The organism is Ensifer adhaerens (assembly GCF_000697965.2).
In the GTDB taxonomy this organism is placed as follows: domain Bacteria; phylum Pseudomonadota; class Alphaproteobacteria; order Rhizobiales; family Rhizobiaceae; genus Ensifer; species Ensifer adhaerens.
The window spans coordinates 3275705-3300000 of sequence record NZ_CP015880.1; the positions used below are offsets into that span (position 1 = coordinate 3275705).

Annotated in this window: 15 protein-coding genes, 1 tRNA gene, 2 rRNA genes and 1 pseudogene (1 of these 19 cut by a window edge); 9 read left to right on the forward strand and 10 right to left on the reverse strand. The window is 61.5% G+C overall.

Features of this window, described 5'->3' with window-relative positions; genetic code table 11:
• Positions 1–128 precede the first annotated feature (128 nt).
• The gene (locus tag FA04_RS16015) at positions 129–929 is read right to left on the reverse strand and encodes a helix-turn-helix transcriptional regulator (RefSeq protein ID WP_051659091.1); all 801 of its coding nucleotides are present in this window, start codon (positions 927–929) and stop codon (positions 129–131) included.
• A gap of 1111 nt (positions 930–2040) precedes the next feature.
• Positions 2041–2970, reverse strand: a complete 930-nt coding sequence (locus FA04_RS16020) for a siderophore ABC transporter substrate-binding protein (protein WP_034787212.1) — start codon at positions 2968–2970, stop codon at positions 2041–2043.
• A gap of 253 nt (positions 2971–3223) precedes the next feature.
• On the opposite strand from FA04_RS16020, the gene FA04_RS16025 reads away from it, so the two are divergent.
• The 3 genes from FA04_RS16025 to FA04_RS16035 are packed head-to-tail and all read left to right on the forward strand — an operon-like array spanning position 3224 to position 5881.
• Entirely contained in the window at positions 3224–4168 is a 945-nt protein-coding gene (locus tag FA04_RS16025; RefSeq protein WP_034787313.1) for an ABC transporter permease, read from the forward strand.
• Entirely contained in the window at positions 4158–5126 is a 969-nt protein-coding gene (locus FA04_RS16030) for an iron chelate uptake ABC transporter family permease subunit (protein ID WP_034787214.1), read from the forward strand. The genes FA04_RS16025 and FA04_RS16030 overlap by 11 nt, the downstream gene beginning before the upstream one ends.
• Positions 5123–5881 (forward strand): iron ABC transporter ATP-binding protein, encoded by a 759-nt coding sequence (locus FA04_RS16035; RefSeq protein WP_034787216.1) that lies wholly within the window; start codon positions 5123–5125, stop codon positions 5879–5881. Before FA04_RS16030 ends, FA04_RS16035 begins: the two co-directional genes overlap by 4 nt.
• Positions 5882–5979: 98 nt before the next feature.
• Here FA04_RS16035 and FA04_RS16040 read toward each other — a convergent pair whose 3' ends face one another.
• Complete coding sequence (locus FA04_RS16040) at positions 5980–9078, reverse strand: efflux RND transporter permease subunit (RefSeq protein ID WP_034787217.1); 3099 nt, start codon at positions 9076–9078, stop codon at positions 5980–5982.
• Complete coding sequence (locus FA04_RS16045; protein WP_159415413.1) at positions 9075–10232, reverse strand: efflux RND transporter periplasmic adaptor subunit; 1158 nt, start codon at positions 10230–10232, stop codon at positions 9075–9077. The genes FA04_RS16040 and FA04_RS16045 overlap by 4 nt, the downstream gene beginning before the upstream one ends.
• Before the next feature lie 270 nt (positions 10233–10502).
• Between FA04_RS16045 and FA04_RS16050 the strand changes: the two genes are divergently transcribed.
• Positions 10503–11102, forward strand: a complete 600-nt coding sequence (locus FA04_RS16050) for a TetR/AcrR family transcriptional regulator (RefSeq protein WP_034787219.1) — start codon at positions 10503–10505, stop codon at positions 11100–11102.
• A 99-nt stretch (positions 11103–11201) separates the two neighbouring features.
• Here the strand turns inward: FA04_RS16050 and FA04_RS16055 are convergent, their stop codons facing one another.
• Positions 11202–12245, reverse strand: a complete 1044-nt coding sequence (locus FA04_RS16055) for a class I SAM-dependent methyltransferase (RefSeq protein ID WP_034787222.1) — start codon at positions 12243–12245, stop codon at positions 11202–11204.
• Positions 12246–12558: 313 nt separating this feature from the next.
• On the opposite strand from FA04_RS16055, the gene FA04_RS16060 reads away from it, so the two are divergent.
• Entirely contained in the window at positions 12559–14556 is a 1998-nt protein-coding gene (locus tag FA04_RS16060) for a putative bifunctional diguanylate cyclase/phosphodiesterase (protein ID WP_034787225.1), read from the forward strand.
• A 294-nt stretch (positions 14557–14850) separates the two neighbouring features.
• On the forward strand, positions 14851–16617 hold the full coding sequence (locus FA04_RS16065; RefSeq protein WP_051659093.1) for a hypothetical protein: 1767 nt from the start codon (positions 14851–14853) through the stop codon (positions 16615–16617).
• On the opposite strand, the gene FA04_RS16070 is transcribed toward FA04_RS16065, so the two are convergent.
• Positions 16618–17766, reverse strand: coding sequence for an AI-2E family transporter (locus tag FA04_RS16070; RefSeq protein WP_034787228.1), 1149 nt, complete (start codon positions 17764–17766; stop codon positions 16618–16620).
• 314 nt (positions 17767–18080) lie between these two features.
• Here FA04_RS16070 and FA04_RS16075 point away from each other — a divergent pair, with 314 nt between their 5' ends.
• Both FA04_RS16075 and FA04_RS16080 read left to right on the forward strand, forming a co-directional pair.
• The gene (locus FA04_RS16075) at positions 18081–19460 is read left to right on the forward strand and encodes a DUF3300 domain-containing protein (RefSeq protein WP_034787232.1); all 1380 of its coding nucleotides are present in this window, start codon (positions 18081–18083) and stop codon (positions 19458–19460) included.
• Between the two features lie 21 nt (positions 19461–19481).
• A complete protein-coding gene (locus tag FA04_RS16080) occupies positions 19482–20522 on the forward strand; it encodes a DUF2950 domain-containing protein (RefSeq protein ID WP_034787236.1) in 1041 nt (346 codons plus the stop codon).
• A gap of 96 nt (positions 20523–20618) precedes the next feature.
• Here FA04_RS16080 and FA04_RS16085 read toward each other — a convergent pair whose 3' ends face one another.
• A complete protein-coding gene (locus FA04_RS16085) occupies positions 20619–21701 on the reverse strand; it encodes a sensor histidine kinase (RefSeq protein ID WP_051659094.1) in 1083 nt (360 codons plus the stop codon).
• Between the two features lie 273 nt (positions 21702–21974).
• Between FA04_RS16085 and FA04_RS35895 the strand changes: the two are divergent.
• Positions 21975–22082 (forward strand): annotated as a pseudogene (locus tag FA04_RS35895) (GNAT family N-acetyltransferase); the annotation flags it as partial.
• A 73-nt stretch (positions 22083–22155) separates the two neighbouring features.
• Here FA04_RS35895 and FA04_RS16090 read toward each other — a convergent pair.
• From FA04_RS16090 to FA04_RS16100, 3 genes are all read right to left on the reverse strand, one after another.
• A tRNA-Met gene (locus tag FA04_RS16090) sits at positions 22156–22232 on the reverse strand.
• A gap of 208 nt (positions 22233–22440) precedes the next feature.
• Positions 22441–22555 (reverse strand): 5S ribosomal RNA (gene rrf / locus FA04_RS16095).
• A 124-nt stretch (positions 22556–22679) separates the two neighbouring features.
• A 23S ribosomal RNA gene (locus FA04_RS16100) occupies positions 22680–24296 on the reverse strand; it runs 1179 nt beyond the window's last position.

Consider the following 24296-nt stretch of genomic DNA (forward strand, 5'->3'; position numbering starts at 1 on the left):
GAGCTTTCACTGTCGAGGAGACATGCCACAGCGGGACCGCCCGGCCAATCGCCGGGGCAGGCTCAAAGTAGCATTTGATTTCGGGAATCAGCCCCAGGAGAACGCACCTGGGGCCGAATACGTCGCGCCTAGTTCTTCCAACGCGACAGGAGGACGTCGCCGTTGCGCTCCGTCGCCGAATCGTTGGTGAAGTATCGAGACGCCGCTTCCGTACGGTTGCGAACGTTCATCTTCTTATAGATGTTGCGGACGTGAACCTTGACGGTATTTTCCGACAGCCCGAGCCGGTCCGCGATGATCTTGTTCTGCGTGCCCTTGCAGATCAGATCGAGGATCTGGACCTCGCGTGTCGTCAGGCCATCGGGGCCAGCATCGCGCTTGCGCCGTCCTGTTCCCGAAACGGTCGTCTGGCCCGGGGCCTCCCCGCGCCGGCCATAAAGGCTGTTCGCCGCGAAAGGCTCGGGAGAAAGCCGCCGCAGCAGAGCCGCCGGGAAATGTTCGCCGCCCTTCATCAGTAAGTCGATGGCCGCAAGGCAGACATCCAGATTGAGGTTCAACGGCAGGACGCCATGGATGAGGCGCTCTTCGACGAAGCCGGCAATCGACGGATCGAGTTCCTCGGCATTCTCCACCACCAGGCCAATCGATGCCCGCGGGTGGAACTCGTGAATGGTCCGCAAGATAGCCGGAAAGGACTTGGGAGGCATCCGGTACAGCATGATCAGCGTGACATCGACGAGACTACCGTCAAGCAGATTGTCGGGATCGGAGAAGCTGACGATATCGTGCCCTTGAAACCTGGACCCGACGGCCTGCATCAGGCATTCGGCGAACAGGTCGATCTTGGCGAGCATTACGATTTTTTTCTTTTGTGACAAAGCCTTGTTGTTATCTTCAAAATCACCCACGTTGGAGCTTCCAGGATACATTACGCCCTCCTAGGATTTTTCCATTTATTTTTATGGGTGCCCCGGTCTGGCCGTGGGCACGCCCCACTTTCAAAAAATTTATTCGGAACCACTTATGCGTCACGATTATTCCTGTGCGATAAAATTCGCGATAGCTAATGTAACGTAAAGATCTCCGCAACGAAACAGCCCAAAAGGATTAGAGAAGCGCCGGAAGGGCACTTAAATCGTTATAAATCGAACCATCTTTGGGTTATATTGCTAACGTTCTGTTTACCAAGACGCGGAACGCTCTCAAAAACAAGCCTCTAGGATACCCCCAGCAGAGCGAGCGTCCTATGCATTTCTGCCAAGACGGACCCGACGGCGCGCGATAAATGGATTAGTTAAGCGGCCTCGTGCAGCCGCGCTTACCCCCCCTCTTCCGCTCCGATATACGCAGGAATACTTAGTTGGTACTAGGAGGCCCGTCCGCTGCTGTCGACGATAGCCCGAAGCCAAGCGCAAAGCGTGGAAAGCGCGGAGGTATCGGTCGGCAGATGCCCCTGAAAAAGCAGGGGATTTCCTCGCTGCGCCAATGGCTTGCGGTCGATGGCTAGGCGAGAAAGTGTCAGTAATTACAAACCACTAACTAGAATTGGTATCTTCCGCGCCACGCCATTTGGTGTCAAATTGAGCGTTCGTTCCGGAAGATCAAAAGGGAGCGGCTGAGCGCCACCAAGCGCTTCCAGCCGTGAGAAGCCTCGACCTCCGGAGAGTAGCGTCAGCGTTCCACCGAGTAAGCGTAAAGCAAGTCAACATACAAACCGGACCTAAATCCGGGCATAAATTATATAAAAAAGTAAAAACTAAAATAAATTTAGCAAAAAAGCGAAAATCTCTAAATCAAGATATTATCGTTCTTCCAAACGGAGCCAACACCGGAAAAATACCGTAAGAGTTAAGGGTATTTGGTGTTGGCCTCCCCTTTTTCCGAAATCCGCTCCAGCAACGAAAACCGCGCCCGGCGACGTCAGGCAACGCCGAAAGAGGCAGCCATGATCAGCGCGCCTGGAAAGCGGCGCGCTGCCTGTCACTCAATGATGCAATCGGGCACCACGCGGCGACACCGCAAGGCGGCTCGCCGCTGCGATCACTTCTTGCTCAGCGCCTGCGCCAGCTGATCGACAATGTCCTGTTGCGACTTCAGGCCCGATGCCGTGAGGTAAAGCTTGGCGGAGTCGAGATAAACGACGTGTCCGTCCTTCCAGGCCTTGGTCTGCCGCACGAGTTCGTTGTCGAGCAGGGCCGCTGCCGGCTGTGCCTGCTGGCCGATGGCTGCATCGCGATCGACGACGAAGATCCAGTCGGGGTTGGTTTCGAGAATGTATTCGTAGGAAACCGCCTGGCCGTGGGTCGCGACCTGCAGCTCGGGATCGGCCGGCTTGATCCCGAAGACGTCATGCAACGCGCCGAAGCGCGATCCCTTGCCATAGGCGCTGATCTTTCCGCCGGTCGTCAGCAGGATGAGACCCGTTCCACGTTCCGCAGCAAGGCCACGCAGCGCCTCGATCGAGGAATCGAGCTTGGCGATGCTTGCCTTGATCTCGGCTTCTTTGCCGAAGATCTCGCCGAGGATCTCTGCATTCTTCTTGACGCTGCCGATCAGATCCTTGTCGTCCGAGGTCAGGTCGATCGTCGGTGCCAGTTTGGCGACTTCAGCATATTTCGCCTGCGACCGCCCGCCGACGATGACGAGGTTGGGCTCCGCCGCATTGATCGCCTCGAAGTCGGGTTCAAACAGCGTGCCGATCTTCGCATAGGTGTCGGCCTTGTACTTTTCGAGCGACGGCGGGACGGCCGATCCGGGGACGCCGGCGACGGCGACGCCGAGCATATCCAGCGTTTCCAACATGCCGAAATCATAGACCAGCACGGTCTTCGGGTTTTTCTCCACCTCGGTGACGCCGCTGCTGTGTTCGATCTTCAGTGTTTCGGCCATCGCCACCGATGCGCCGCCAACCGTCATCACGGCCGCGACGAGCAGTCCGCGCAAACCATTAGAGAAGGGAGATATATTCATGACTATTTACCTCATGTTTTCTCCTCCTCCCTAGCGCGATTTTGCCGGGAGGGCAATGCGCGCATTCCGCGTCATTCCCGCCTCACAAAACTTGACGAAGCCGATCATATATATGACTAAGGCGAGCCTTCGATCGAGCACCTCCTCACGGCCGCAAGCCTCAGGGGTTTCGTTGCGGCGGTCGATGGAAAAATGCAGCCACGGATACGAGAGCGGTGATCAGAACGAAAAGCAGCTGGAGCGTGACGCAACCATGAGGCCGGTCCTGTTCGCCATCCCGGTCGTCCTGTTGCTTGCCGCCGTCAGCGTCTTTACCGGTGTCGGCAGTCTTGCGGCCAGCGACGACGGCCGCGGCTGGCTTCTGGTCGTCGAAAGCCGCCTGCCACGCACACTGGCGCTGATGCTCGCAGGCGCCGGCCTCGCCGTGTCCGGCACGATCATGCAGATGCTGGCGCGCAACAGCTTCGTCGAGCCGTCGACCGCCGGCACCGCCGAGTCCGCCGCCCTCGGAATGCTTCTGGCCATGCTGATCGCGCCGGGCCTGCCGGTGGCAGGCAAGATGGCCTTCGCCACCCTGACCGCGCTTGCCGGAACCGCCCTGTTCCTGCAGATCCTGCGCCGCGTTCCGCTGCGCTCGGCGCTGATGGTGCCGCTGATCGGCCTCATGCTCGGCGGCGTGGTCAACGCCGTTACCACCTTCATCGCCTATCGCTACGACCTGATGCAGTCGATGGGCGCCTGGATGTCCGGCGATTTCTCGGTCGTCCTTCGCGGACGCTACGAGCTGCTGTGGATCGGTTTCGCGCTGACGCTGGTCGCCTACGCGACCGCCGCGCGCTTCACCGTCATTGGCATGGGCGAGGCGATCGCCCGCAATGTCGGGCTCGACTACGACAAGGTGGTCATCCTCGGACTTGCCATCGTCTCCATGGTCACGGCGACGGTGGTTGCGACCGTCGGTATGATCCCGTTCCTAGGCCTCGTCGTTCCCAATATCGTCAGCCTGACCCTTGGCGACAATCTCAGGCGCACATTGCCGGTGGTCGCCATCTCCGGCGCTGGGCTGGTTCTCGCCTGCGACATCGTTGGGCGAATGGTGATTGCGCCCTACGAGGTGCCGGTGGGCACGGTCATGGGCGTGATCGGCAGCCTCGTCTTCCTTTATCTCCTGCTTTCGAGGCGGTCCCATGCAGGCTGATGCCAAGCGGATCTCTCCGTCGACCGTCCTTCTTGCGTCCGCTGCGCTGGCGCTGCTGTCGATGATCGCCTTCATGACCATCGGCGCGAAGGGAAGCTGGAGCTTCATCCTCTCTTTCCGCGGCACAAAGCTTCTCGGCATGGTGCTGGTCGCCTACGCGATCGCCGTCTCGACGGTGCTGTTCCAGACGATTTCCGGTAATCGCGTCCTGACGCCGTCGATCATCGGTTTCGACGCCATGTACACGCTGCTGCAGACGGTCATGGTGTTCTTCCTCGGCGCCGCCGGCGCGGCAAGCATGAACCCGCAGATGCAGTTCACGCTCGAAACGACCGTGATGGTCGGCCTGTCGCTGCTCCTGTTCCGCGCCCTCTTTTCCGGCGGCAGCCGTAGCCTGCATCTCCTGATGCTGGTCGGCGTCATTCTCGGGGGCCTGTTCCGCAGCCTCTCCTCGTTCCTGCAGCGCATTCTCGACCCCAACGACTTCATCGTCCTGCAGGACAGGTTGTTTGCAAGCTTCAACAGTATCGATGCCAACCTGCTCGGTATTGCCGCCGCAGCCACCCTCGCCGTGACCTTCGTCCTGTGGCGGCTGTCGCCCACCTTCGACGTGCTCTCGCTCGGGCGCGAGGCGGCGATCGGGCTTGGCGTCGACCATCAGCGCGTGGTGACGCTTCTCCTGGTGCTGATCGCCGTGCTGGTCTCGGTCTCCACCGCGCTCGTCGGGCCGGTCACCTTCTTCGGTCTGCTCGTTGCAAGTCTCGCCTGGCAGCTGTCACCCACCGCCACCCACCGCTTCGTCCTGCCGGTCGCAGTCTTTATCGCGGTCGCGACGCTCGTCGGCGGCCAGGTCATCCTCGAGCGGCTGTTTTCCTTCAACACGGCGCTCAGCATCGTCATCGAATTCTTCGGTGGCCTAGTCTTCATCTTCCTGCTCGTCCGAGGCTCCGCGCGATGATCGAGATCCAAGAGGTAACGAAATCCTATGGCGGCACCGCGGTCGTCGACCGGGTGTCGCTGACGCTACCCGCAGGCGGCCTGACCTCGATCATCGGCCCAAATGGCGCCGGCAAGTCGACGCTTTTGTCGATCGTCAGCCGGCTGATGCCGATGGATACGGGCAAGGTGCTGGTCGACGGCCTCGACGTCAGCCGCGCCGCCGGCGACGTGCTTGCCCGGCGGCTGTCGATCATGCGCCAGGACAACCATATCAGCGCGCGCCTGAGCGTGCGCGACCTTGTCGCCTTCGGCCGCTATCCCTATTCCAAGGGACGGGTGACGGCGGCCGATGCGGAGCATATCGACCGATCGATCGCCTATCTTGGGCTCGAACCCTACCAGAACCGCTTTCTCGACGAACTCTCCGGCGGCCAGCGCCAACGCGCCTTCATCGCCATGGTGCTGTGCCAGGACACCGACTACATGCTGTTCGACGAGCCGCTCAACAATCTCGACATCAAGCATGCGGTCGAGACGATGAAGCTCCTGCGCCGGCTGGCCGACGATTTCGCCAAGACGGTGGTCGTCGTGCTGCACGACATCAACTTCGCCTCCGCCTATTCCGACCGCATCGTCGCCATGCAGGGCGGCCGCCTCGCCTTCGAGGGACCGCCGCAAGACATGATCGTGCCGTCGCGGTTGCAGGCGATCTTCGATGTCGACTGCCGCGTCCATGCCGTCGGCGAGACGCGCCTCGTCAACTATTTCGATTAGAACGCAGACATACGCCTTGGCCCGAATGCGCGAAGCGCGCTGCACGGACACCCATGCAGCGCGCTTCGACAATGATCATGCCGGGAACAGGGCGGACGCTATCCGGCCGCGCCGGGTGCGCCCTCCTTGCCGATCCGGGCCGCATCCGCCGCGTGGTCCTCGTCCGTCACGGAGGAGAAGCGCTTCAGCCAGCGGCCCATCTTCGTGTTGATGTCGTCCATCACGGTGAACATCACCGGCACGAAGACAAGGCTCAGCATCGTCGACGTGATCAGGCCGCCGATCACCGCAACCGCCATCGGCGCGCGGAAGGCGGCACCGGCGCCGACGCCGATGACTGCCGGGACCATGCCCGCCACCATGGCGATCGTCGTCATGATGATCGGCCGCGCGCGGGTGACGCCCGCCGTCAGCAGCGCCGTGCGCCGGTCGGCACCTTCGTTGCGGCACTCGATCGCATAGTCGACCAGCAGGATCGAGTTCTTGCAGACGATCCCCATCAGCATCAGGATCCCGATCATCGACGAAAGGTCGAGTGCCGCACCGAACAGGATCAAAGCCAGCGCCGCGCCGCCGATCGACAACGGCAGGGCAACGAGGATGGTCACCGGCTGCAGGAAATCCTTGAACAGCAGGATCAGAACCGCCACGACCATCAGGATGCCGGCAAGCAGCGCCAGGGCGAAGTTGCGGAACATCTCCGACATGTATTCCGCGTCGCCATAGTTGGCCTGCGTCACGCCCGTGGGCAGTTCCTTCATGGCCGGCAATGCCGAAATCGCCTCGAAGGCCGTGCCGAGTGTCATGCCGTTGAGGTTTGCCTCGACGGCGATCAGACGCTTGCGATCGAGACGCTCGACGCTGCTTTCCTCGGCACCGAAGGAGACGTTGGCGACGGACGTCAACGGCACCAGGGCACCCGCATTCGTGCCCACCCGCAGATTGCGCAAGGTGTCGAAATCGCCGCGGGCCGACCGGTCGAGCATCACCCGGATCGGCACCTGGCGGTTACCGAGGTTGAACCGCGCGGAGTTGCTCTCGCTGTCGCCCATCGTCGCGATACGGGCGACGGTGCCGATCGAGGTCACCGACACGCCGAGCCTTGCCGCCTCGTCGAAGCGCGGCTTGACCAGAAGCTCGGGCGAAAGCAGCGGCTCGGTCGACCGAACGCTGATCAGCCCGGGGAGTGCACGCATCTCGTTTTCCAGACGCCGCACCGAAGCCATCAACGTTTCCGGGTCATCGCCCGTCAGGTAGATGGAGAGGTCCTTCGCGCCTTCGGTCGAGGAGAAGGTTGCCTGGATGTCGGGGGTCTCCGCCAGCAGGGGCCGCAACGACAGTTCGAAGGACTTGCGGTCGAGTTCACGCTCCTTGCGCGGCTTGAGCTTGATGCGCAGCGATACCTCGTTGAGACTGTCGGTCGTCGCCAGAACGTTCTCGACTTCCTTGCGTTCCTTGAGCTTGGCCACCAGATCGTCGGAAATGCGCGCGGTTTCCTGGAGCCTCGTGCCGGGCGGCAGCGTGATCTTGAGCTGCGAGACGTTGCTGTCGCTCGTCGGCATGAAACCCGTCGGCAGCATGCTCAAAAGCGCGATCGAGCCGACGAAGATCAGCGCGACCATCGAAAGCGCGGTCTTGCGGTGATCGAGGGTCCAGCCGAGCATGCTGCGATAGGCGTCGCTGATGCGCGACGGCTTGACGGCATGGCCGTGACCAGGTTTCGGCCGCAACAGATAGGCCGCCATCAGCGGCGTCAGCAGGCGTGCCACCAGCAACGAGAACAGAACGGCGATCGCGACGGTCAGGCCGAACTGCTTGAAATATTGCCCGACCGCACCACCGATGAAGCTCACCGGCGCAAAGACGGCGACGATCGTCAGCGTCGTTGCGACGATCGCAAGGCCGATCGCATCGGCCGCATCGATTGCCGCGATAAACGGCCGCTTGCCCATGTCGACATGCCGCTCGATATTCTCGATTTCGACGATCGCATCGTCGACAAGAATGCCGATGACCAGCGTCAGGGCCAGAAGGCTGATGCCGTTGAGCGTGAAGCCGAGCAGGTCCATCACCGCGAAGGTCGGCAGGATGGAGAGCGGCATGGCAAGCGCCGAGATCAGCGTCGCCCGCCAGTTTCGCAGGAAGGCGAAGACGACGACGATGGTTAAAAGTGCGCCTTCGATCAAAGCCGTGACGGCCGCATCGTAGCTCTCCTGCGTATACTCGACGAGAGAGATCAGCTCGGTCATCTCGACGCCGGGGGTGCGCGCCTGGATCTCCTTCAGCCGCTCGATGACGCGCTCGGCAACGACCGTGTCGCTCGCTCCCTTGCTGCGCGAAACCGAGAAGCTCACGATCGGTTCGCCATCGAAATGGGCAAAGCTGCGCGGCTCGGACGATGTGTCCTCGATCGTCGCGATGTCGGAGAGCTGCAGCCAGCGGCCGCCTGCAAGCGGGATCGAAAGCTGTCGGAGCTCGTCCACCGAACCGGCACTGCCGACGGTGCGGATCGACTGTTCGCGTCCGCCGATTTCGCCACGACCGCTCGGGATGTTGATGTTGATTTCCCTGAGCGCCGTGTTCACCTGATCGGCCGTCACGCCAAGTGCCAGCAAGCGTTCGGGATCGAGCGAAACGCGCACTTCGCGGCTGACGCCGCCGAGACGCTGCACCTTCTGCACGCCGGGCAGCGTCAGCAATTCGCTGGTGATCGTGTCATCGACGAACCAGGACAGCTCCACTTCCGACATGTGGGGCGCCCGCACGGCGTAGTAGACGATGGCGCTGCCGTCGACGTCGAGGCGCGAGACGATCGGCTCCTGAATGGATTGCGGCAGGTCGGCGCGGATCTGCGCCACGGCCTCGCGCACGTCGTTTGCCGCCCGGTCCGGATCCGTGCCGATCTTGAATTCGACCGTGGTCGTGGAGACGCCGTCGGTAATGGTCGAGCGGATGTGACTGACCCCGACAAGGCCGGAGGCGACCCCTTCGACGCGGCGCGTCACCTGCGTTTCCATTTCGCCCGGCTGCGCGCTCGGTTGCGTGATCGTCACCGTGACGATCGGGAAGGATACGCTCGGATTGGCGTTGACCGGCAGCCTCAGAAACGAGGCGATCCCCATCAGCGTCAGCACGACGAAGAGAACGATCGTCGGAACCGGCTTGCGGATCGCCCAGGCGGAGATGTTGCTCGTCATTGCTGGTCGCCCGTCTGCATCGGCTGGACGTCTTTCGTTGCGACCGCTTCGCCTTCGCGCAGCGACGCCCCGGATTTAAGGACGACCCGTTCGCCGGTCGAAAGGCCCGAGGTAATCTCCACCTTGCCGCCCTGGCGCATGCCCGGCTTGACCGACTTGCGCACGACCTGGCCCCCATCGACGACGAAGACCGAGACGGCGCCATCCGGCGCACCGAAAAGCAGGGCGGAATCGTCGACCATGATCGCCTTGCGCTCGCCCACCACGATCTCCGCCCGGCCGAACGTGCCCGCGAAAGGCGGACGCCCGGTGGACAGCGTGACTTGCGCGGTGCCAAGGCGGGTCTCGCGGTCGATCTTCGGGTTGATTACCCGCACATGCCCCTGGAGCCAGTCGGCTCGGCCCGAAAGCTTGACCTTCACGGTCTGGCCAACCGCGAGCAACGGCAGTTCGGTTTCCGGCACGTCGGCCGCAAACTCGATTTCGCCACCGCGAATGAGCTTGAGCAGCGGGTCCGAGCCCGCAAGCGCACCGGCGCGCGCCAGCCGTTCCGAAACGATCCCGTCGGCAGGTGCCACGATCACGGCACGATCGAGCCTTCGGCGCGCCTCGGCCTCAAGCGCTTCCGCCTGGTCGTAATCGGCCCGCGCGACCTCGACAGCCTGTTCGGCAAGGGCGAGCGCGGAGACGCGTTCCTCGAGAATGGTCGCGGCCTGAAGGTGGCTCAACTGGCGGGCGCGCGCGAGTTTTCGCTGTTCCTGCGTGACCGTCTCTTCCTCCCGCGCCATCGCTGCACTGGCGCGCGCGACGCGGCCCTTGGCCTCGCGCAGAAGGTTCTCCAGCATGTCGGTTTCCAGCCGGGCGAGCACCTGCCCCGCGGCTACCCGATCGCCGATCTCGACCTCGACACTGGCGATACGCTGGTCAGTCAAGGTTGTGCCGACGGCAATCTCCTCGCGGGCAACGAAGATGCCGGCAAAGGAGCGTGTCCATTGCTGTGGGCGGCTGTCGGCAACGAGCGTCGTTACCGTGCGGGTGGCAGACGGGGCGGGAACGGAGGCGGCGGCCTCCCCCGAGGCGCGCGCCGGACCAGCAGCCGCCGCAATCATAAGCAACGCTGCAAGAGCGACGTTCAACTCAATTGTACGTCTCATTTCATTGGCTTTCCATTGGCGGGGCCGGCGGCGTGATGCGCCTGCGATACCGGATCCCGGGTCGGGCAAAGGGCGTCGATAATTTATTAGATCATTCAATCTAACAATAGAATTCATCAAACGCGACAATTGTAAGGCAGATCACACACGAGCATTGCGGGAAGATGGCGGAGATCATGCAAACGGCCGGCGGCCTTGACACCGATCGTCTGCCCACCGAAATCAGAGTGCTTGATCTAATAATTGAACGGCATGCAAGGAGAACCGGCGATGCGCAAGATCGACCCCGAAAAACATGCGGCCAGGCGTCGGCTGATTCTCGATGCGGCAATCGCCTGCTTTTCGCGCAAGGGTTTTCACGGCACGTCGACGGCCGAGATCTGCGCCGAGGCAGGCATGAGCCCGGGAAATCTTTTCCATTATTTTCCGACCAAGCACACCATCATCGCGGCGATCGTGGAAGAGGAACGTCAAGAAACGGCGGAGATTTTCCGAAAGCTGGGCGAAGAGGAGGATCTGTTCGCCGCCTTGCTGGGCTTTATGGATAGCGTTCTCGAACTCGCGGGCGATCCTGCCTATTCGAGCCTCGCGCTCGAAATCGCCGCCGAAGCGATGCGTGACGAGCGCATCGGGACGCTAGCGGCGACGAACGACGCGGAACTCCAGTCGGCGCTCGTGGCACTCCTGCGCAACGCCGCCAGCCGAAACCAGATCGACAGGACCCTCGACGCGGAGGGCGCTGCCCGCTGGATCGCCGCGATCATCGACGGCATCTTCAGCAGGGTCGCGGTCGATCCCGGCTTCAAGCCGAAGGAGGAAGGTGTGCTGCTACACCGCCTGTTGAGCCGCTTTCTGCGCACGCAAGACTGAGCGTGAGAAATACGAAACCGCAGCGGCCCTTCGGCACCCTGCGGTCTCCTGTTGCCGGCCCGCCTCGGCTTGAAGCCGAGGCAGTTCGTCGAAGCAATCTCAGGAATGCTTCTGGATGACGCCGTAGACGATGTTGCGGTTGGCACCGAAGAAGACGCGCGCGTCGATCGCAGACTTCCCGGCACTCTTGTGGATGATGTTCCACATGTCCACTTCGGAACGCAGCAGCAAGGCCCAGTTCATGAAGGTCTCCATGTAACCGTCGACACCGATGTCCTGGGCGAAGTTGGCAAAAAGGAAGACGCCGTTCGGCTTCAGCATCTGCAGGCAGCGATGCGTCAGCTTGATGGCCACCTTGTCGGCGAGATAGTCGTAGAGACCGGCCGCATAGATGAAGTCGAACGTGCCGAGCTTCTGGTCGCGGCCGAGCAGGCTGCGAACGGAACCGTCGACCGCTTCGATCGCCGTGCCGTAGAAATCGCGGCTGATCGATCCGACACTGAGAGGATCCTGATCGAGCGCCACCCAACGCTTGATGCGGCGTTCCTCGAGCGCTTTGGAGCGGTTGGCTTCCCGCAGATGACCCGCGGCAATCGTCAGGATCTCCGCCTCGGAACCCCGGCTCGCCGCGATCTCGTCGACGTGGCGCGTGAGGATATCGCGGCGTTCGCGCACCGCCACCGAGGACGAAGCGTCCTTCGTGTAGTCGTAAAGGGCGCGCCCGACCGGCGACGCCTGCTCGATTTCGCCGGCAACGCTCGCATGGCCGTAGATGAAGTCGAGCAACTGCGCGTCACCCGAATATCCCCTGGGCTTGTCGAACGACCACCGGGTGAACGGATCCTGCAGGAAGTACTCCGAAACCGGGTGATCCTGGGCAATCGGGATTAGCTCCTGCCACACGCTCGGGTGGTATTTGGCACGGGTCTGGTGGAGGGAGGCCGCGAGCCGGTCGATAATTTTCGACGCATCCGTTCCTTGAATGAATTGTTCCTGAGCGACCCTGAGAATCAATGCGAGCTCGGCCTTGGCGGTCGAGAGCTGTTCGTCATGTCGTTCGCCGCGGGGCGAAACGAACTCATCAGCCATTGCCTTGGGAGTAATGAGGCTCTGACCGTCGAAAACAGTCTGAAATTGGCGCACGCGAGACCATCCGTTAAAGCTTTGTTAACAATAGTCGCGAAGATGCGCGCATTACGGCTCGGAATGCAAGTTTTTGTATATAATAAGGTAAATACTCGGAGCTCACCCCTTTGGGTGATACCGATTCGCAGATGCCCTGACCCATTAATTTAACAAAACTTAATGGACACCTCCTATCATGCCTCGCAGCGTTTCCCGCCCTTGTTGCATATGGGCCGCGGCGAACACGCAGGGAGTGTCCGAAACAACGTCCATTGATGGAAAAGCGACGACAGATTTCCGTTGACCGTGACGCAGCGCGATGGATCAGTGCATGAAGCACACGTTGGCCGACGTAGTTGACATCGACCTACACAAGCAGCCGCACAGGCCGCACCTGGCTGAGCTTCAGACCCTCTATCGTATGGAGGGCGAGGCTGGCCGGCGCGCCTCGACCCGGCAGGGGCTGTGGGTTGCCGTCGTCGTCTACCTGCTCTTCTTCATCCCGGACATCCTGCTCGTCCCCGACGTCGCCTTCTACACGATCGTCTCGCGCCTCTTTGTCGGCATCGGCTCGCTTCTGACCTTCGAGATCCTGTTTCGGCTGAAGGCCCAGACCAAATGGCTCGACGGCACCTGCGCCGCAGCCCTCGTCTTCGGCTACATAGGCTGGCTCGTTCCGGCGATGATGACGGCCGATACGAGCAGCATGTCCTACTACATGATCTTCGGCGCCATCTTCATGATGGGCGCCAATCTCTTTTTCAGCTTACGGTTCCGCCTCTCGGTGGTCGCCTCCAGCATCGTGCTGGTGACGTTTTTCATCGCGCTGTCGTTCTTCTCCGAGCACGATCCGGCCTACCTGATCGCCTTCGGAACGTTCTACGTCTCCTGCTTCGTCTTCACCTCCTATGTGAACTGGAAGCTCAACCGCGAACGCTACAAGGTTTTCCTCAACGCCTTCGAGGCGAAGATCCAGCAGAACGAAGCTTCCGAGCGGGGAATGGCGCTTCTGCGGCTGTCCAACACCGATCCGCTGACCGGTCTCGACAACCGCCGCGCCATCGATCAGCAGCTGCGCGACTACTGGAACGATTGGCAGAAGCTCGGCAAGAACTTCACCGCCATGCTGATCGATGTCGATTTCTTCAAGAAATACAACGACTGCTACGGCCACCAGGAGGGCGACCGCTGCCTCATTCTCGTGGCCAATGCGCTCGGCGAAGCGATCAGGAACTATCACGGCTCGATCGGCCGCTACGGCGGCGAGGAGTTCATCGTCCTTGCTCGCCTGGATACGCGCGAGCAGGCGGCCGAGCTTGCGGAGGTCATCTGCCGCACGGTTGAAAGCATGGGGCTGATCCACGAGCAGCGACGCGACGGCGTGTCCATCGTCACCGTCAGCGTCGGCGCCGCCTTCACCCGCAATCACACCGGCGCCAAGCTCGAGAAAATCATCCACGAGGCCGACCGCGCGCTTTACGCCGCCAAGGCGAGCGGGCGAAACTGCTCGAAGCTGTTCGATCCGAACGATCCGCAGAGCAGCGACGAGAGCGAGAACATCGCGGCCCTCCTGAAGATCGCCGTCGACCAGAACCTGGTATCCCTCGTCTACCAGCCGATCACGAACGTGACGACTGGCGAGGTCGATGCCGTCGAGGCGCTGATGCGCCTGACGATGCTGGACGGCACCTCGGTTCCGCCAAGCCTCTTCATCCCGGTCGCCGAGCGGACCGGCGCCATTCTCGATCTCGGCCGCTGGGCGATAAAGACCGTGTGCCGCGAACTGCTTGTCGACAATCACGTTCCCTTGGTCAGCGTCAATGTCTCGCCGATCCAGCTGAAGACGCCGGGCTTTGCGACCTCGGTCGCGGCGATCCTGGGAGAAACCGGGGTTGCCGGAAGCCGGCTCGCCTTCGAAATCACCGAAGGGCTGGAGATGGAGATGCACTCGGGCATCCTGCGCTGCATCAGCGACCTGGAGACCCTTGGCATCCGCATCTGGCTGGACGATTTTGGAACCGGCTTCGCCGGCCTCTCCTGGCTGCGCCTGATCGATTTCGACACGGTGAAGATCGACCGGTCGTTCCTGCACGATTGCGCCACGCCGAAGGGCCGCGCGATGCTGCAGGACATCATCGGGCTCGTGCGCAACCGCGGCCACAAGATCCTGATCGAGGGCGTGGAAACCGACGAGCAACTGGCCCTGATGCGGCGCTTTCGGATCGACCATGTCCAGGGTTTCCACGTCGGACGCCCGGCGCCAGCGGACATGTTCCGCACGCCCACCGACAAGCCACGTCTCCCGCTTCGAAACGGCGTCCGTAACTAGAAGCCTTGTCGACTTCATTTGCCACGATTTGCGGTCGACAGAAGGCAAACCGGTATCGGCGAACGGGAATGCCGCTGCCGCTTCCCGTTCGGCGCTGATCAATGACATCGGCAAGCGAAACGCCCGGCCGCGCCCCGCGTCTTCGGCATCGTCAGCGCGCGCCCGCGCAACCTCGGCAAGGAACGTGAAGCCCGACGCGAATAAATGTTGCGCTCCGACCGAACCGGTGCGTAGGATACGGGAGACTACACTGCCGCCGGATACAATCTCACATTGTGCCCATGGAGGCGCGTGATGGCCATCGGGGACCAGCAGGACGTCGGCGTCGAACAGACCATATCTCCGCCCAGCAGCGTGGAGGTTCTGGCACAGCTTGAGCGCATTCGCCTGAGCGCCGAATTCGATGCTCCAGACCGCGACCGTAAATTCCTGGCCTATGTCATCGAGGAAACGCTGGCCGGGCGCGGCGACCGCATCAAGGCCTATTCCATTGCCACCGAGGTTTTCGGCCGGGATTCCTCCTTCGACCCGCAAACGGATCCCGCCGTTCGGATCGAGGCGGGCCGCATTCGTCGGGCACTCGAACGCTATTACCTCGTCGCCGGACGCAGCGACCCGATCGTGATCCGGATGCCGAAGGGCGCCTATGTGCCGACCTTCGAAAGACGAGCCGAAAAGCAGCCAGCACCCGTTAGAGAAAGCGGAATGCCACCGTCCGAAGCCGCGCCGGTCGGCTGGCGTCATCTCCGCCGCATCCTGCTTGGCGCTGCGGCGCTTGTCTGTGGCCTCGCCGGTCTGTCGGCCGGCTTGCTGCTTCTTTCCGGTGACAACAGTACGGCGGCCAGTCGGCCAAATATTCCGAAGGTGATCGTCACGCCTTTCGAGGACATCTCGGGGACGCGGCAATCGGCGATGATGGCGCAGGGGCTGACGGACGAAGTCGTGAGCAACCTCGCCAAATTCAAGGAGATCGTACCGGTCACGGTCAGCGATCCGTTACGGACACCGGCCGATCAAACCTATGCGCTTGAGGGACGGGTAAGGCTCGAGGCAGAGCGGCTGCGGCTGGTCGTGAGGCTCATCCAGCGATCCGACGGGGCGGTCGTCTGGGCGAACACCTACGACGAACGACTGCAGTCCGGCGACGTCATCGATCAGCAGGCAAGGACGGCGGCCGCGGTCTCGAGCGCGGTGGCAGAACCCTATGGCGCCATCTTCCAGGCAAGCGCAGCCGAACTCAGGCGTTCGGTTCCCGAGGGCTGGCAGGCCTATGCCTGCTCCCTCACCTACTACGACCATCGCGGCGACATCGATCCGCAATCCCGTCGCTCCGCCGAGGAGTGCCTGCAGCGCGCGACCCGGCAATTCCCGACCTACGCCACCGCTTGGGCGCTTCTGTCGATGAGCTATATAGATGCGCTGAGCAATGGCCTCGATCCCTCGGCCTCAGCAGGGCTGCTGGAACAGGCTGGCGAAGCGGCGGCGCACGCCGTCGATCTTGCCCCCTTCGACGTTCGCGCCCTCGAAGCACAGATGCTCGTCCTCTTCGCTCGCGGCGAAGTCGATGCTGCCCTGGCCGTCGGCGCCCGCGCGCTTGCCATCAATCCCAACGACACCGAACTTGCCGGCGCATACGGCCTCCGGCTCGCGCAGTCGGGCCAATGGGATGCGGGCTGCAAGCTGCTGTCGGACGCCACCGAACGCAACCTCGGCCAGACTGGCGTTTTCGAAAGGGGGTTGGCAAGCTGCGCCTATTTCGCCGGCGACTATGTCGCCGCCGAACGGTGGGCGCGCCTCGCCAATCCGGGCGCCAACCCGGCCGACCGGGTCCTGCTGCTTGCGATTCTCGGAAAGCTCGGCAAGACGGACCAGGCGCGTGAGGAGCGAAAGTGGTTCGAGACCAACGCGCCGGCATTCCTCGGTGACCTCGGACAAGCGATTGCCCTTCAGTTTCACCGTCCCGAGGATCAGCACCGACTGTTCGACGGCCTGCGCGCCGCCGGCGTTGCTGTGCCCGAAGCGGAGTATCAGCAGGCAGGTACCACCAGCGCGATACGCTGATCAGATATTGCCGGGTTCAAGCTCGCCGTCACGGACGGCGGGTGCAGCCGCCTTCTCTGGCGCCGCATCAGAGCGCGCCCAGACCATCAGCAGATCATGCGCGACACTCAGAACGATCGGCCCGAGAAAAAGACCGATCAGGCCATAGGACAGCGTGCCGCCAAGCACCCCGAGCAGGATCACCAGCGTCGGCGTCGACAGCCCGCGTGCCACCAGGATCGGCTTCATCACATTGTCGATGACGAACAGCGGGATCAACAGAATCGTCAGCAACAGCGCCGGACCGAAATCCATGGTGAACCAGGCCCAGATCATGACGGGCAGCAACACCAGCGCGGGGCCGATCTGGATGATGCAGAGGATCAGCACGACGAAGGCAATCGCGCCAGGTGCCGGAACATCGAACAGGCTGAGCACCAGTCCGCACAGAAATGCCTGTAGCAGCGCCACGCCGATGACGCCGCGCGCCACGTTGCGGATCGTCGCCGTCGCCAGCTTGAGGAAACCGATGCCCCGCTGGCCGCCGATCCTGCCGGCAAAGCGCTGTGCCATTTCCGCCAGCCGCTCCGCCGAACCGAAGAGAAAACCTGCGATCAACACCGAGACCACAAAACTTAAGACCTCGGCGCCGACGCTCGCGACCTTGCCGAGAACCTTGGTCCCGGCTTGCATCAGCGCCGGTTCGATCTTGCTCAGCAGTGCTTCGATATTGCCCGACGCCATGCTCCAGACCGCATGTATGCGCTCGCCGACGACAGGCCACGTGCGGATATATTCCGGCGGGACCGGTACGCTCAGAGAACCGTCGGCAAGCCTGGCAAGCAGCGCCTGCAACCCTTCGGCAAAGCTGACCGCGATCGCAGTCAGTGGGGCGACGATGACGGCGAGGCATATCAGCGTGATCAGGAATGAGGCAAGGCGCCGCGAGCCGAGCAGGCGTCCCAGCCGGGCATAGGCTGGAAAGAGCGCCACCGCGAGGATTGCCGCCCATATCAGAATGATCGCGAAGGGTGCGATCAGCGTCAGAGACCAGTAGGCCAGAAGCCCGACGATGCCGATCCGGGCGATATCCGTGATCTTCGCCTCGATGGAAGGCGACCCGTTCGTTCCGTTGCGGACCACATTCGATCGGGAAGGATCCTCGTCCATGCTAGCCCCTTCCCCCTGACGCGAAACAGCCGACACCCGCAGCTCTATGCTCGCCGGCACCTTGCAAGCTCTACCGTCACGTGGATGGCACGCCCACGGCAACCGTGAGGCAGTAACATACAGTAGAATACGCCTGCCGGGCTTCCCGATCCGCCGGCCTCCTCTAGAGATTCCATTGACTGATGACGGCTGTGGTCAGAGACTGCTGCGCGATCAGCTTGAAATTGCAGAACAAGAAGCGTCGACAGGGGGCTGTCCCGCGCGCCAGTCCAAGCGCCCGTGCCATTGCCCAATACACGAGGGAGGCTGGATAGATGATCAAAAAGACGATCATCGCGCTCGGCAGCGCAATCGCGGTTTTGATAACAACACCCGTCACGGCGGTTCTTGCACAGCAGACAGCAGCCGCACCGGCTGCTCAGGAACAACAGACAGCACCCGAGCCGCTCAGCGACGATGAGCTCGAGGTGCTGGTGGCGCGCATCGCGCTTTACCCGGACGAGTTGGTGGCGCTCATTTCCGCCGCCGCGCTCTATCCTTTGCAGATCGTCGAGGCAGAACGGTTTCTTGAGGCTCGCGAGAAGAAACCCGACATGAAGCCGAAAGACGACTGGGACGGCAGCATCATATCGCTGCTGAACTACCCCCAGATCGTCAAGATGATGAGCGAGGATCTCGAGTGGACGCAGTCTTTCGGCGATGCGATCGCCAATCAGCAGAAAGACGTGCTGATGGCCATCCAGCAACTGCGTGACGAGGCGGTCGCGAAGAACATCATCAAGACCGACGACAAGGTAAAGGTGGTCCAGGAAGGCGACAACGTCGTCATCCAGGCGGCCAATCCGGAAACCATCTATGTGCCGCAGTATCCGCCGGAGATGCTCTACGAGCCGAACTATGCACCGGCGCCGATCGGCTACTATGACGAGCCCTATCCCGCCTACTGGTATCCGGGTGCGGCCTTCTTCGCCGGTGCGGTCACGGGTGCGGCCTTCGCCGCGATCGTCGACTGGGACGATTGGGGCGTCTGGGGTGGCCGCTGGAACGGCGGCGACATGGACATCGACTGCAACAACTGCTTCAACAACATCAACGGCAAGGTGAAGTGGAACGACGTCGACTGGAAGAATGTCGATCGCAGCAAGATCAACTTCAATCGTGACCAGCTTCAGCATTTCGACCGAAACAGCATCAAGAACAACATCAAGGCGAACGGCAACAACAACCTGCGCAACCGCGCCGCCGAGATCAATCGCGACCGGCCGAACGCACGGCCCGGCGGAGGTGGCGGCGGCCAGATCAGGGATGTGCGCAAGAGCACGCTCGACGGGCTGAAAGCGCAGCAGAGACCGGCAGCTCGGCCCGGCGGCGGCGGTGGCGGTCAGGCGATCGCCAAGGCCCGCGCTGGGGACGGAAAGCCGAGCATCAATCGCCCGGGCAACAAGCCGTCGCAGGTCAACCGCAGCGGTGGCAAGAAGAAGATGGCGGCAAAGGCGCAGAACCGGCCGAAGAAGCCATCGGGCCTTGGCAATGTCAATTCCGGACGGCGTGAGGTCGCTTCCTCACGCCGCGGCGGGCAAAGCCTTGGCGGTGGTCATCGCGGCGGTGGGCGGCCACAGATGAGCCGTGGTGGCGGCCGGCCGCCGATGCACCGTGGCGGTGGCGGACGCGGCGGCGGCGGCCGCAGACGTTGATCGGATCACAGGAGAACGACCATGACAAAGCTCTTCAATTCCCTTCTCCTGGGATCAGCGATGGCGCTGGTTCTGGTAGCGACGCCGATCGGCTCCGCCTATTCGCAGGACAAACCGCCTGCCGATAAACCTGCTGGCGATCAAGCTGCCGGCGATCAGCCTGCGGGAGACCAACCGTCGGCCGATCAGCCGCCGGCGGACCAGATGGTGGGTGGGCTGGATGCCTATGCCGCCGCAGAAGACCCGCCGGTCTTCGACGATCCGGACAAAGCCATCGGCGAATTCAAGGCCAGGCTGGCCGCGGATGATTTCGACGGCCTGGCAAAACTTTTGGGGCTTAATGCGGAGAAGCTGAAAGACAGCGAAGGGGTGAAGGATACGTTCGCTCTTATCCGCGAAGGGGCAGCGCGCAATGTCGTCGTTCGCGATCTGGAGGGTCGAAAGATCCTGCAGATCGGCGACCGGCTCTGGCCCTTGCCCTTCCCGCTCACCAAGGGCGATGACGGCAAATGGGCCTTCGATACCTATGTCGGGCTCGAAGAGATCGTCAATCGTCGCGTCGGCGAGAACGAGTTGCAGGCGATCGACACGGTCGAGGCCTATGTCGATGCCCAGAAGGAATACGCCTCTGAGGATCGCGACTCCGACGGCGTGCTCGAATATGCCCAGAAGCTGATCAGCACGCCCGGCCAGACCGACGGTCTCTATTGGCCGGCCGACCAGGGGGATGGCGAAAGCCCCGTCGGAGACTCGATCAGCGAAGCGGCCCTGGAAAAGGCAAAGGCTGGCGAAGGATACTTCGGCTACCGCTTCCGTATCCTGACCTCGCAGGGCGACAACATTGCCGGCGGTCGCTACGACTATGTGATCAACGGCAACATGATCGGCGGCTTTGCGCTGATCGCCTGGCCGGTCACCTATGCGGAGACGGGCGTGAAGACCTTCGTCGTCAACCAGCAGGGCATCGTCTACGAGCGCGACCTCGGGCCGAGCACGGAAGCAATCGTACCCTTCATCGACCGCTTCGATCCGGACGACAAGTGGTCCGTCGTCGACGATTGACGGGGATGCTACCATCGGCATGAACGATAACGCCGCCCAGTCGGGCGGCGTCAGACAATAACATCGCCGGCCCGTCCGCCAGCCTCTTCCTTTGCCTCAAACAAGTATCAAGGGCATATCGAGCGAGGCTCGGAATTTGCGCGGCTCGATCGGGCCTGCTGTCAGCGAAGCTCCCTCCGGGAAATGGGTCTGGACACGATGGGCCACATTGGCAAGGCCGATGCCGAGCCCGTGCGTCATCCCCGCCGCAGTCGCTGCGGCAACATCGTTTTCGACGATCAGATTGAGCCTGTCCCCGCGCCTTGCCGCGCGGATCAGGATTTCGACTGTGCTGCTGGAACGACCGACGCCGTGCTTGACCGCGTTCTCGACCAAAGGCTGCAGGATGAGACTTGGAACTTTCGCATCCTCGAGTTCGCCGGGAATGTCGATCCGAACGCGCATCCGGTCCGAAAACCGCTCCTTTTCGATCTCGAGATATTCCTTCTGCAGCGCCATCTCGTCGGCAAGCCTGAGTTCACGCAGGGGGTCGAGCTGCAGCGTCGAGCGCAGGAAGCCCGAAAGCGACATGATCATCCTTTCGGCCCGCTCGGAGGCCCCCTCCTCGACAAGGCCGGTAATGGAATTAAGCGTGTTGAAAAGGAAATGCGGGTTGATCTGGTACTGCAGCGCCCGCATTTGCGCCGCGAGCGCCTCTTCGCGCGACGCGATCAGCTTCAGGTCGCGGTCGCGCACGTCCATGTGATTGAGCAACGCGACGAAGAGAAACGACCAGCCGAAGAAGATCGACATGCGATAGCAGACCGCATAGGCGTAATCCATGATGTTGAACGGCACGACCACGGGCAGCATGATCAGGCTGCAGAGATAGGCGTCCAGCAGCGACATGCCGAGAGAGCTGACCAGCGACAGCAACAGACACGCCGCGATTTGCCGGCCATAGCTCTGCCGCCGCATCCGGCTGAGAAGCCCCGCGAGGAGGATGGCGACGAGGACAAAGACTGCTTCGAGCGCCAGCTTGCCGAGAAGGGGTTTCAGCGGATTGTTCCCGATCGTGAGCCAGATGGGACTGCTGATCAGGAATTCGGCCGCCGCGTAGATCAGTGCCAGCCGCAGGGTGACGACGCGAAACCGGTTGCCGTCCAGGAAACCGTCGGTGGGAATGGTGATGTGCTTCATCAAACTCTGTCGTGCTGAATTCGGGTTCAAGCCCCAGGCGCCAGCATGACGAGGGGCCGCTATTTGAAAAAGCAAATAAAGAAATGTAGCAACTAAAAGGATCACTCGGTTCCGTCTTTCCGCGCGAAGATTGCGGCGGAAGTCAGATGGCTCGGTCCCGTGGAAGGCCACGTGGGCCGACGACGGCAGGCGTCGGGCGAGAGTGCGTTGAGGGACGGGTTGACCACGAAACAGGCGTGGCTGCGATCATGGAGATTGTGATGGCATGTCGCGGGTGTCGCCTATCGTTACGGGCGCTGGGCCGATAGCGTCATGGTCCAGCGCTCTCTGGGTACGGGCTCGACGACGCCGCCACCGCCGCCGCCCCTCTCAACCCGATGAGGGTCGCCCCTGTGTGCGCCGTTCAAACGTCAAAAAGCCCGCTTGGATTTCTCCATGCGGGCTTTTTTTGATTTGGTTGCGGGGGCAGGATTTGAACCTGCGGCCTTCAGGTTATGAGCCTGACGAGCTACCGGGCTGCTCCACCCCGCGTCCAGCGCAAATCCCTGTGGGATTTGGCGCGGTAGCGTAAACCGCTTGGCGGTTTATGCTTTTTCCGGTCCGGGTTTTGCGAAGCAAAATCCCGTTGTGTGTTTCGATTTTACCTACGCAAAAAGGCCGCTTGGTGGCGGCCCTTGCGTTTCGGCTTGGCCGAGTTTTGTGTCGAGAAGATTTCCGGATTTTATCTTGCGCTTTGCAGACCTGGCAGCGACCTACTCTCCCGCGTCTTAAGACGAAGTACCATCGGCGCTGGGGCGTTTCACGGCCGTGTTCGGAATGGGAACGGGTGCAGCCACCCCGCCAGAACCACCAGGTCGGCAAAGCGCAAGATTTGCGTCTAGCGGACGCAAACCGGATTGAGAAGCTGGTGAGTTGGTCGAGCCAACTCGTTTTGTTTTGAACACGTCGCTCATCTGAAGATGAGCATGAGCAATGGGAACGATCAAGCCAATCGAACGATTAGTACTGGTAAGCTTCATGCGTTGCCGCACTTCCACACCCAGCCTATCAACGTGGTCGTCTTCCACGGTTCTCAAGGGAATACTCGTTTTCAGGTTGGTTTCCCGCTTAGATGCCTTCAGCGGTTATCCATTCCATATATAGCTACCCTGCTATGCCCTTGGCAGGACAACAGGTCCACCAGAGATATGTCCATCCCGGTCCTCTCGTACTAGGGACAGATCCTGTCAATATTCCTACACCCACGGCAGATAGGGACCGAACTGTCTCACGACGTTCTGAACCCAGCTCACGTACCGCTTTAATTGGCGAACAGCCAAACCCTTGGGACCTGCTCCAGCCCCAGGATGCGATGAGCCGACATCGAGGTGCCAAACAACCCCGTCGATATGGACTCTTGGGGGTCATCAGCCTGTTATCCCCGGCGTACCTTTTATCCGTTGAGCGATGGCCCTTCCACGCGGGACCACCGGATCACTATGACCGACTTTCGTCTCTGCTCGACTTGTCAGTCTCGCAGTCAGGCGGGCTTATGCCATTGCACTCGACGACCGATTTCCGACCGGTCTGAGCCCACCATCGCGCGCCTCCGTTACTCTTTCGGAGGCGACCGCCCCAGTCAAACTACCCACCATACACTGTCCCGGATCCGGATAACGGACCGCGGTTAGACATCCATGACGATAAGGGTGGTATTTCAAGGATGGCTCCACAAGAACTGGCGTCCCTGCTTCAAAGCCTACCACCTATCCTACACATGCCGACACGAATGCCAGTGTAAAGCTATAGTAAAGGTGCACGGGGTCTTTCCGTCTGACCGCAGGAACCCCGCATCTTCACGGGGAATTCAATTTCACTGAGTCTATGCTGGAGACAGCGGGGAAGTCGTTACGCCATTCGTGCAGGTCGGAACTTACCCGACAAGGAATTTCGCTACCTTAGGACCGTTATAGTTACGGCCGCCGTTTACTGGGGCTTCGATTCAGAGCTTGCACCCCTCCTCTTAACCTTCCAGCACCGGGCAGGCGTCAGACCCTATACGTCGTCTTGCGACTTCGCAGAGCCCTGTGTTTTTGATAAACAGTCGCTACCCCCTGGTCTGTGCCACCCCAACAGACTTGCGTCCCTTGGGGTCACGCTTCTTCCGAAGTTACGCGTGCAATTTGCCGAGTTCCTTCAGCATAGTTCTCTCAAGCGCCTTGGTATACTCTACCTGACCACCTGTGTCGGTTTCGGGTACGGTCTATACGGTGGAGCTATTTCCTGGAACCGCGTCCCCGCCCACACAATCCAATAAGTGTGAACAAGTTAAGCGATCCGTCACTACCACCAGGCCCACGAATATTAACGTGGTTCCCATCGACTACGCGTGTCCGCCTCGTCTTAGGGGCCGGCTAACCCTGCTCAGATTAACTTTAAGCAGGAACCCTTGGTCTTTCGGCGAGAGGGTCTCTCACCCTCTTTATCGTTACTCATGTCAACATTCGCACTTCCGATACCTCCAGGACCCCTCACGGGTATCCCTTCACAGGCTTACGGAACGCTCCGCTACCACACGTCTTGCGACGTATCCTCAGCTTCGGTGCATGGCTTTAG

What these genes read in the sequence shown, in the direction of transcription:
- FA04_RS16015 (WP_051659091.1), bottom strand. Translation starts at nt 929, where the DNA reads ATGTATCCTGGAAGCTCCAACGTGGGTGATTTTGAAGATAACAACAAG.
- FA04_RS16020 (WP_034787212.1), bottom strand. Translation starts at nt 2,970, where the DNA reads ATGAATATATCTCCCTTCTCTAATGGTTTGCGCGGACTGCTCGTCGCG.
- FA04_RS16025 (WP_034787313.1), top strand. Translation starts at nt 3,224, where the DNA reads ATGAGGCCGGTCCTGTTCGCCATCCCGGTCGTCCTGTTGCTTGCCGCC.
- FA04_RS16030 (WP_034787214.1), top strand. Translation starts at nt 4,158, where the DNA reads ATGCAGGCTGATGCCAAGCGGATCTCTCCGTCGACCGTCCTTCTTGCG.
- FA04_RS16035 (WP_034787216.1), top strand. Translation starts at nt 5,123, where the DNA reads ATGATCGAGATCCAAGAGGTAACGAAATCCTATGGCGGCACCGCGGTC.
- FA04_RS16040 (WP_034787217.1), bottom strand. Translation starts at nt 9,078, where the DNA reads ATGACGAGCAACATCTCCGCCTGGGCGATCCGCAAGCCGGTTCCGACG.
- FA04_RS16045 (WP_159415413.1), bottom strand. Translation starts at nt 10,232, where the DNA reads ATGAGACGTACAATTGAGTTGAACGTCGCTCTTGCAGCGTTGCTTATG.
- FA04_RS16050 (WP_034787219.1), top strand. Translation starts at nt 10,503, where the DNA reads ATGCGCAAGATCGACCCCGAAAAACATGCGGCCAGGCGTCGGCTGATT.
- FA04_RS16060 (WP_034787225.1), top strand. Translation starts at nt 12,559, where the DNA reads ATGAAGCACACGTTGGCCGACGTAGTTGACATCGACCTACACAAGCAG.
- FA04_RS16065 (WP_051659093.1), top strand. Translation starts at nt 14,851, where the DNA reads ATGGCCATCGGGGACCAGCAGGACGTCGGCGTCGAACAGACCATATCT.
- FA04_RS16070 (WP_034787228.1), bottom strand. Translation starts at nt 17,766, where the DNA reads ATGGACGAGGATCCTTCCCGATCGAATGTGGTCCGCAACGGAACGAAC.
- FA04_RS16075 (WP_034787232.1), top strand. Translation starts at nt 18,081, where the DNA reads ATGATCAAAAAGACGATCATCGCGCTCGGCAGCGCAATCGCGGTTTTG.
- FA04_RS16080 (WP_034787236.1), top strand. Translation starts at nt 19,482, where the DNA reads ATGACAAAGCTCTTCAATTCCCTTCTCCTGGGATCAGCGATGGCGCTG.
- FA04_RS16085 (WP_051659094.1), bottom strand. Translation starts at nt 21,701, where the DNA reads ATGAAGCACATCACCATTCCCACCGACGGTTTCCTGGACGGCAACCGG.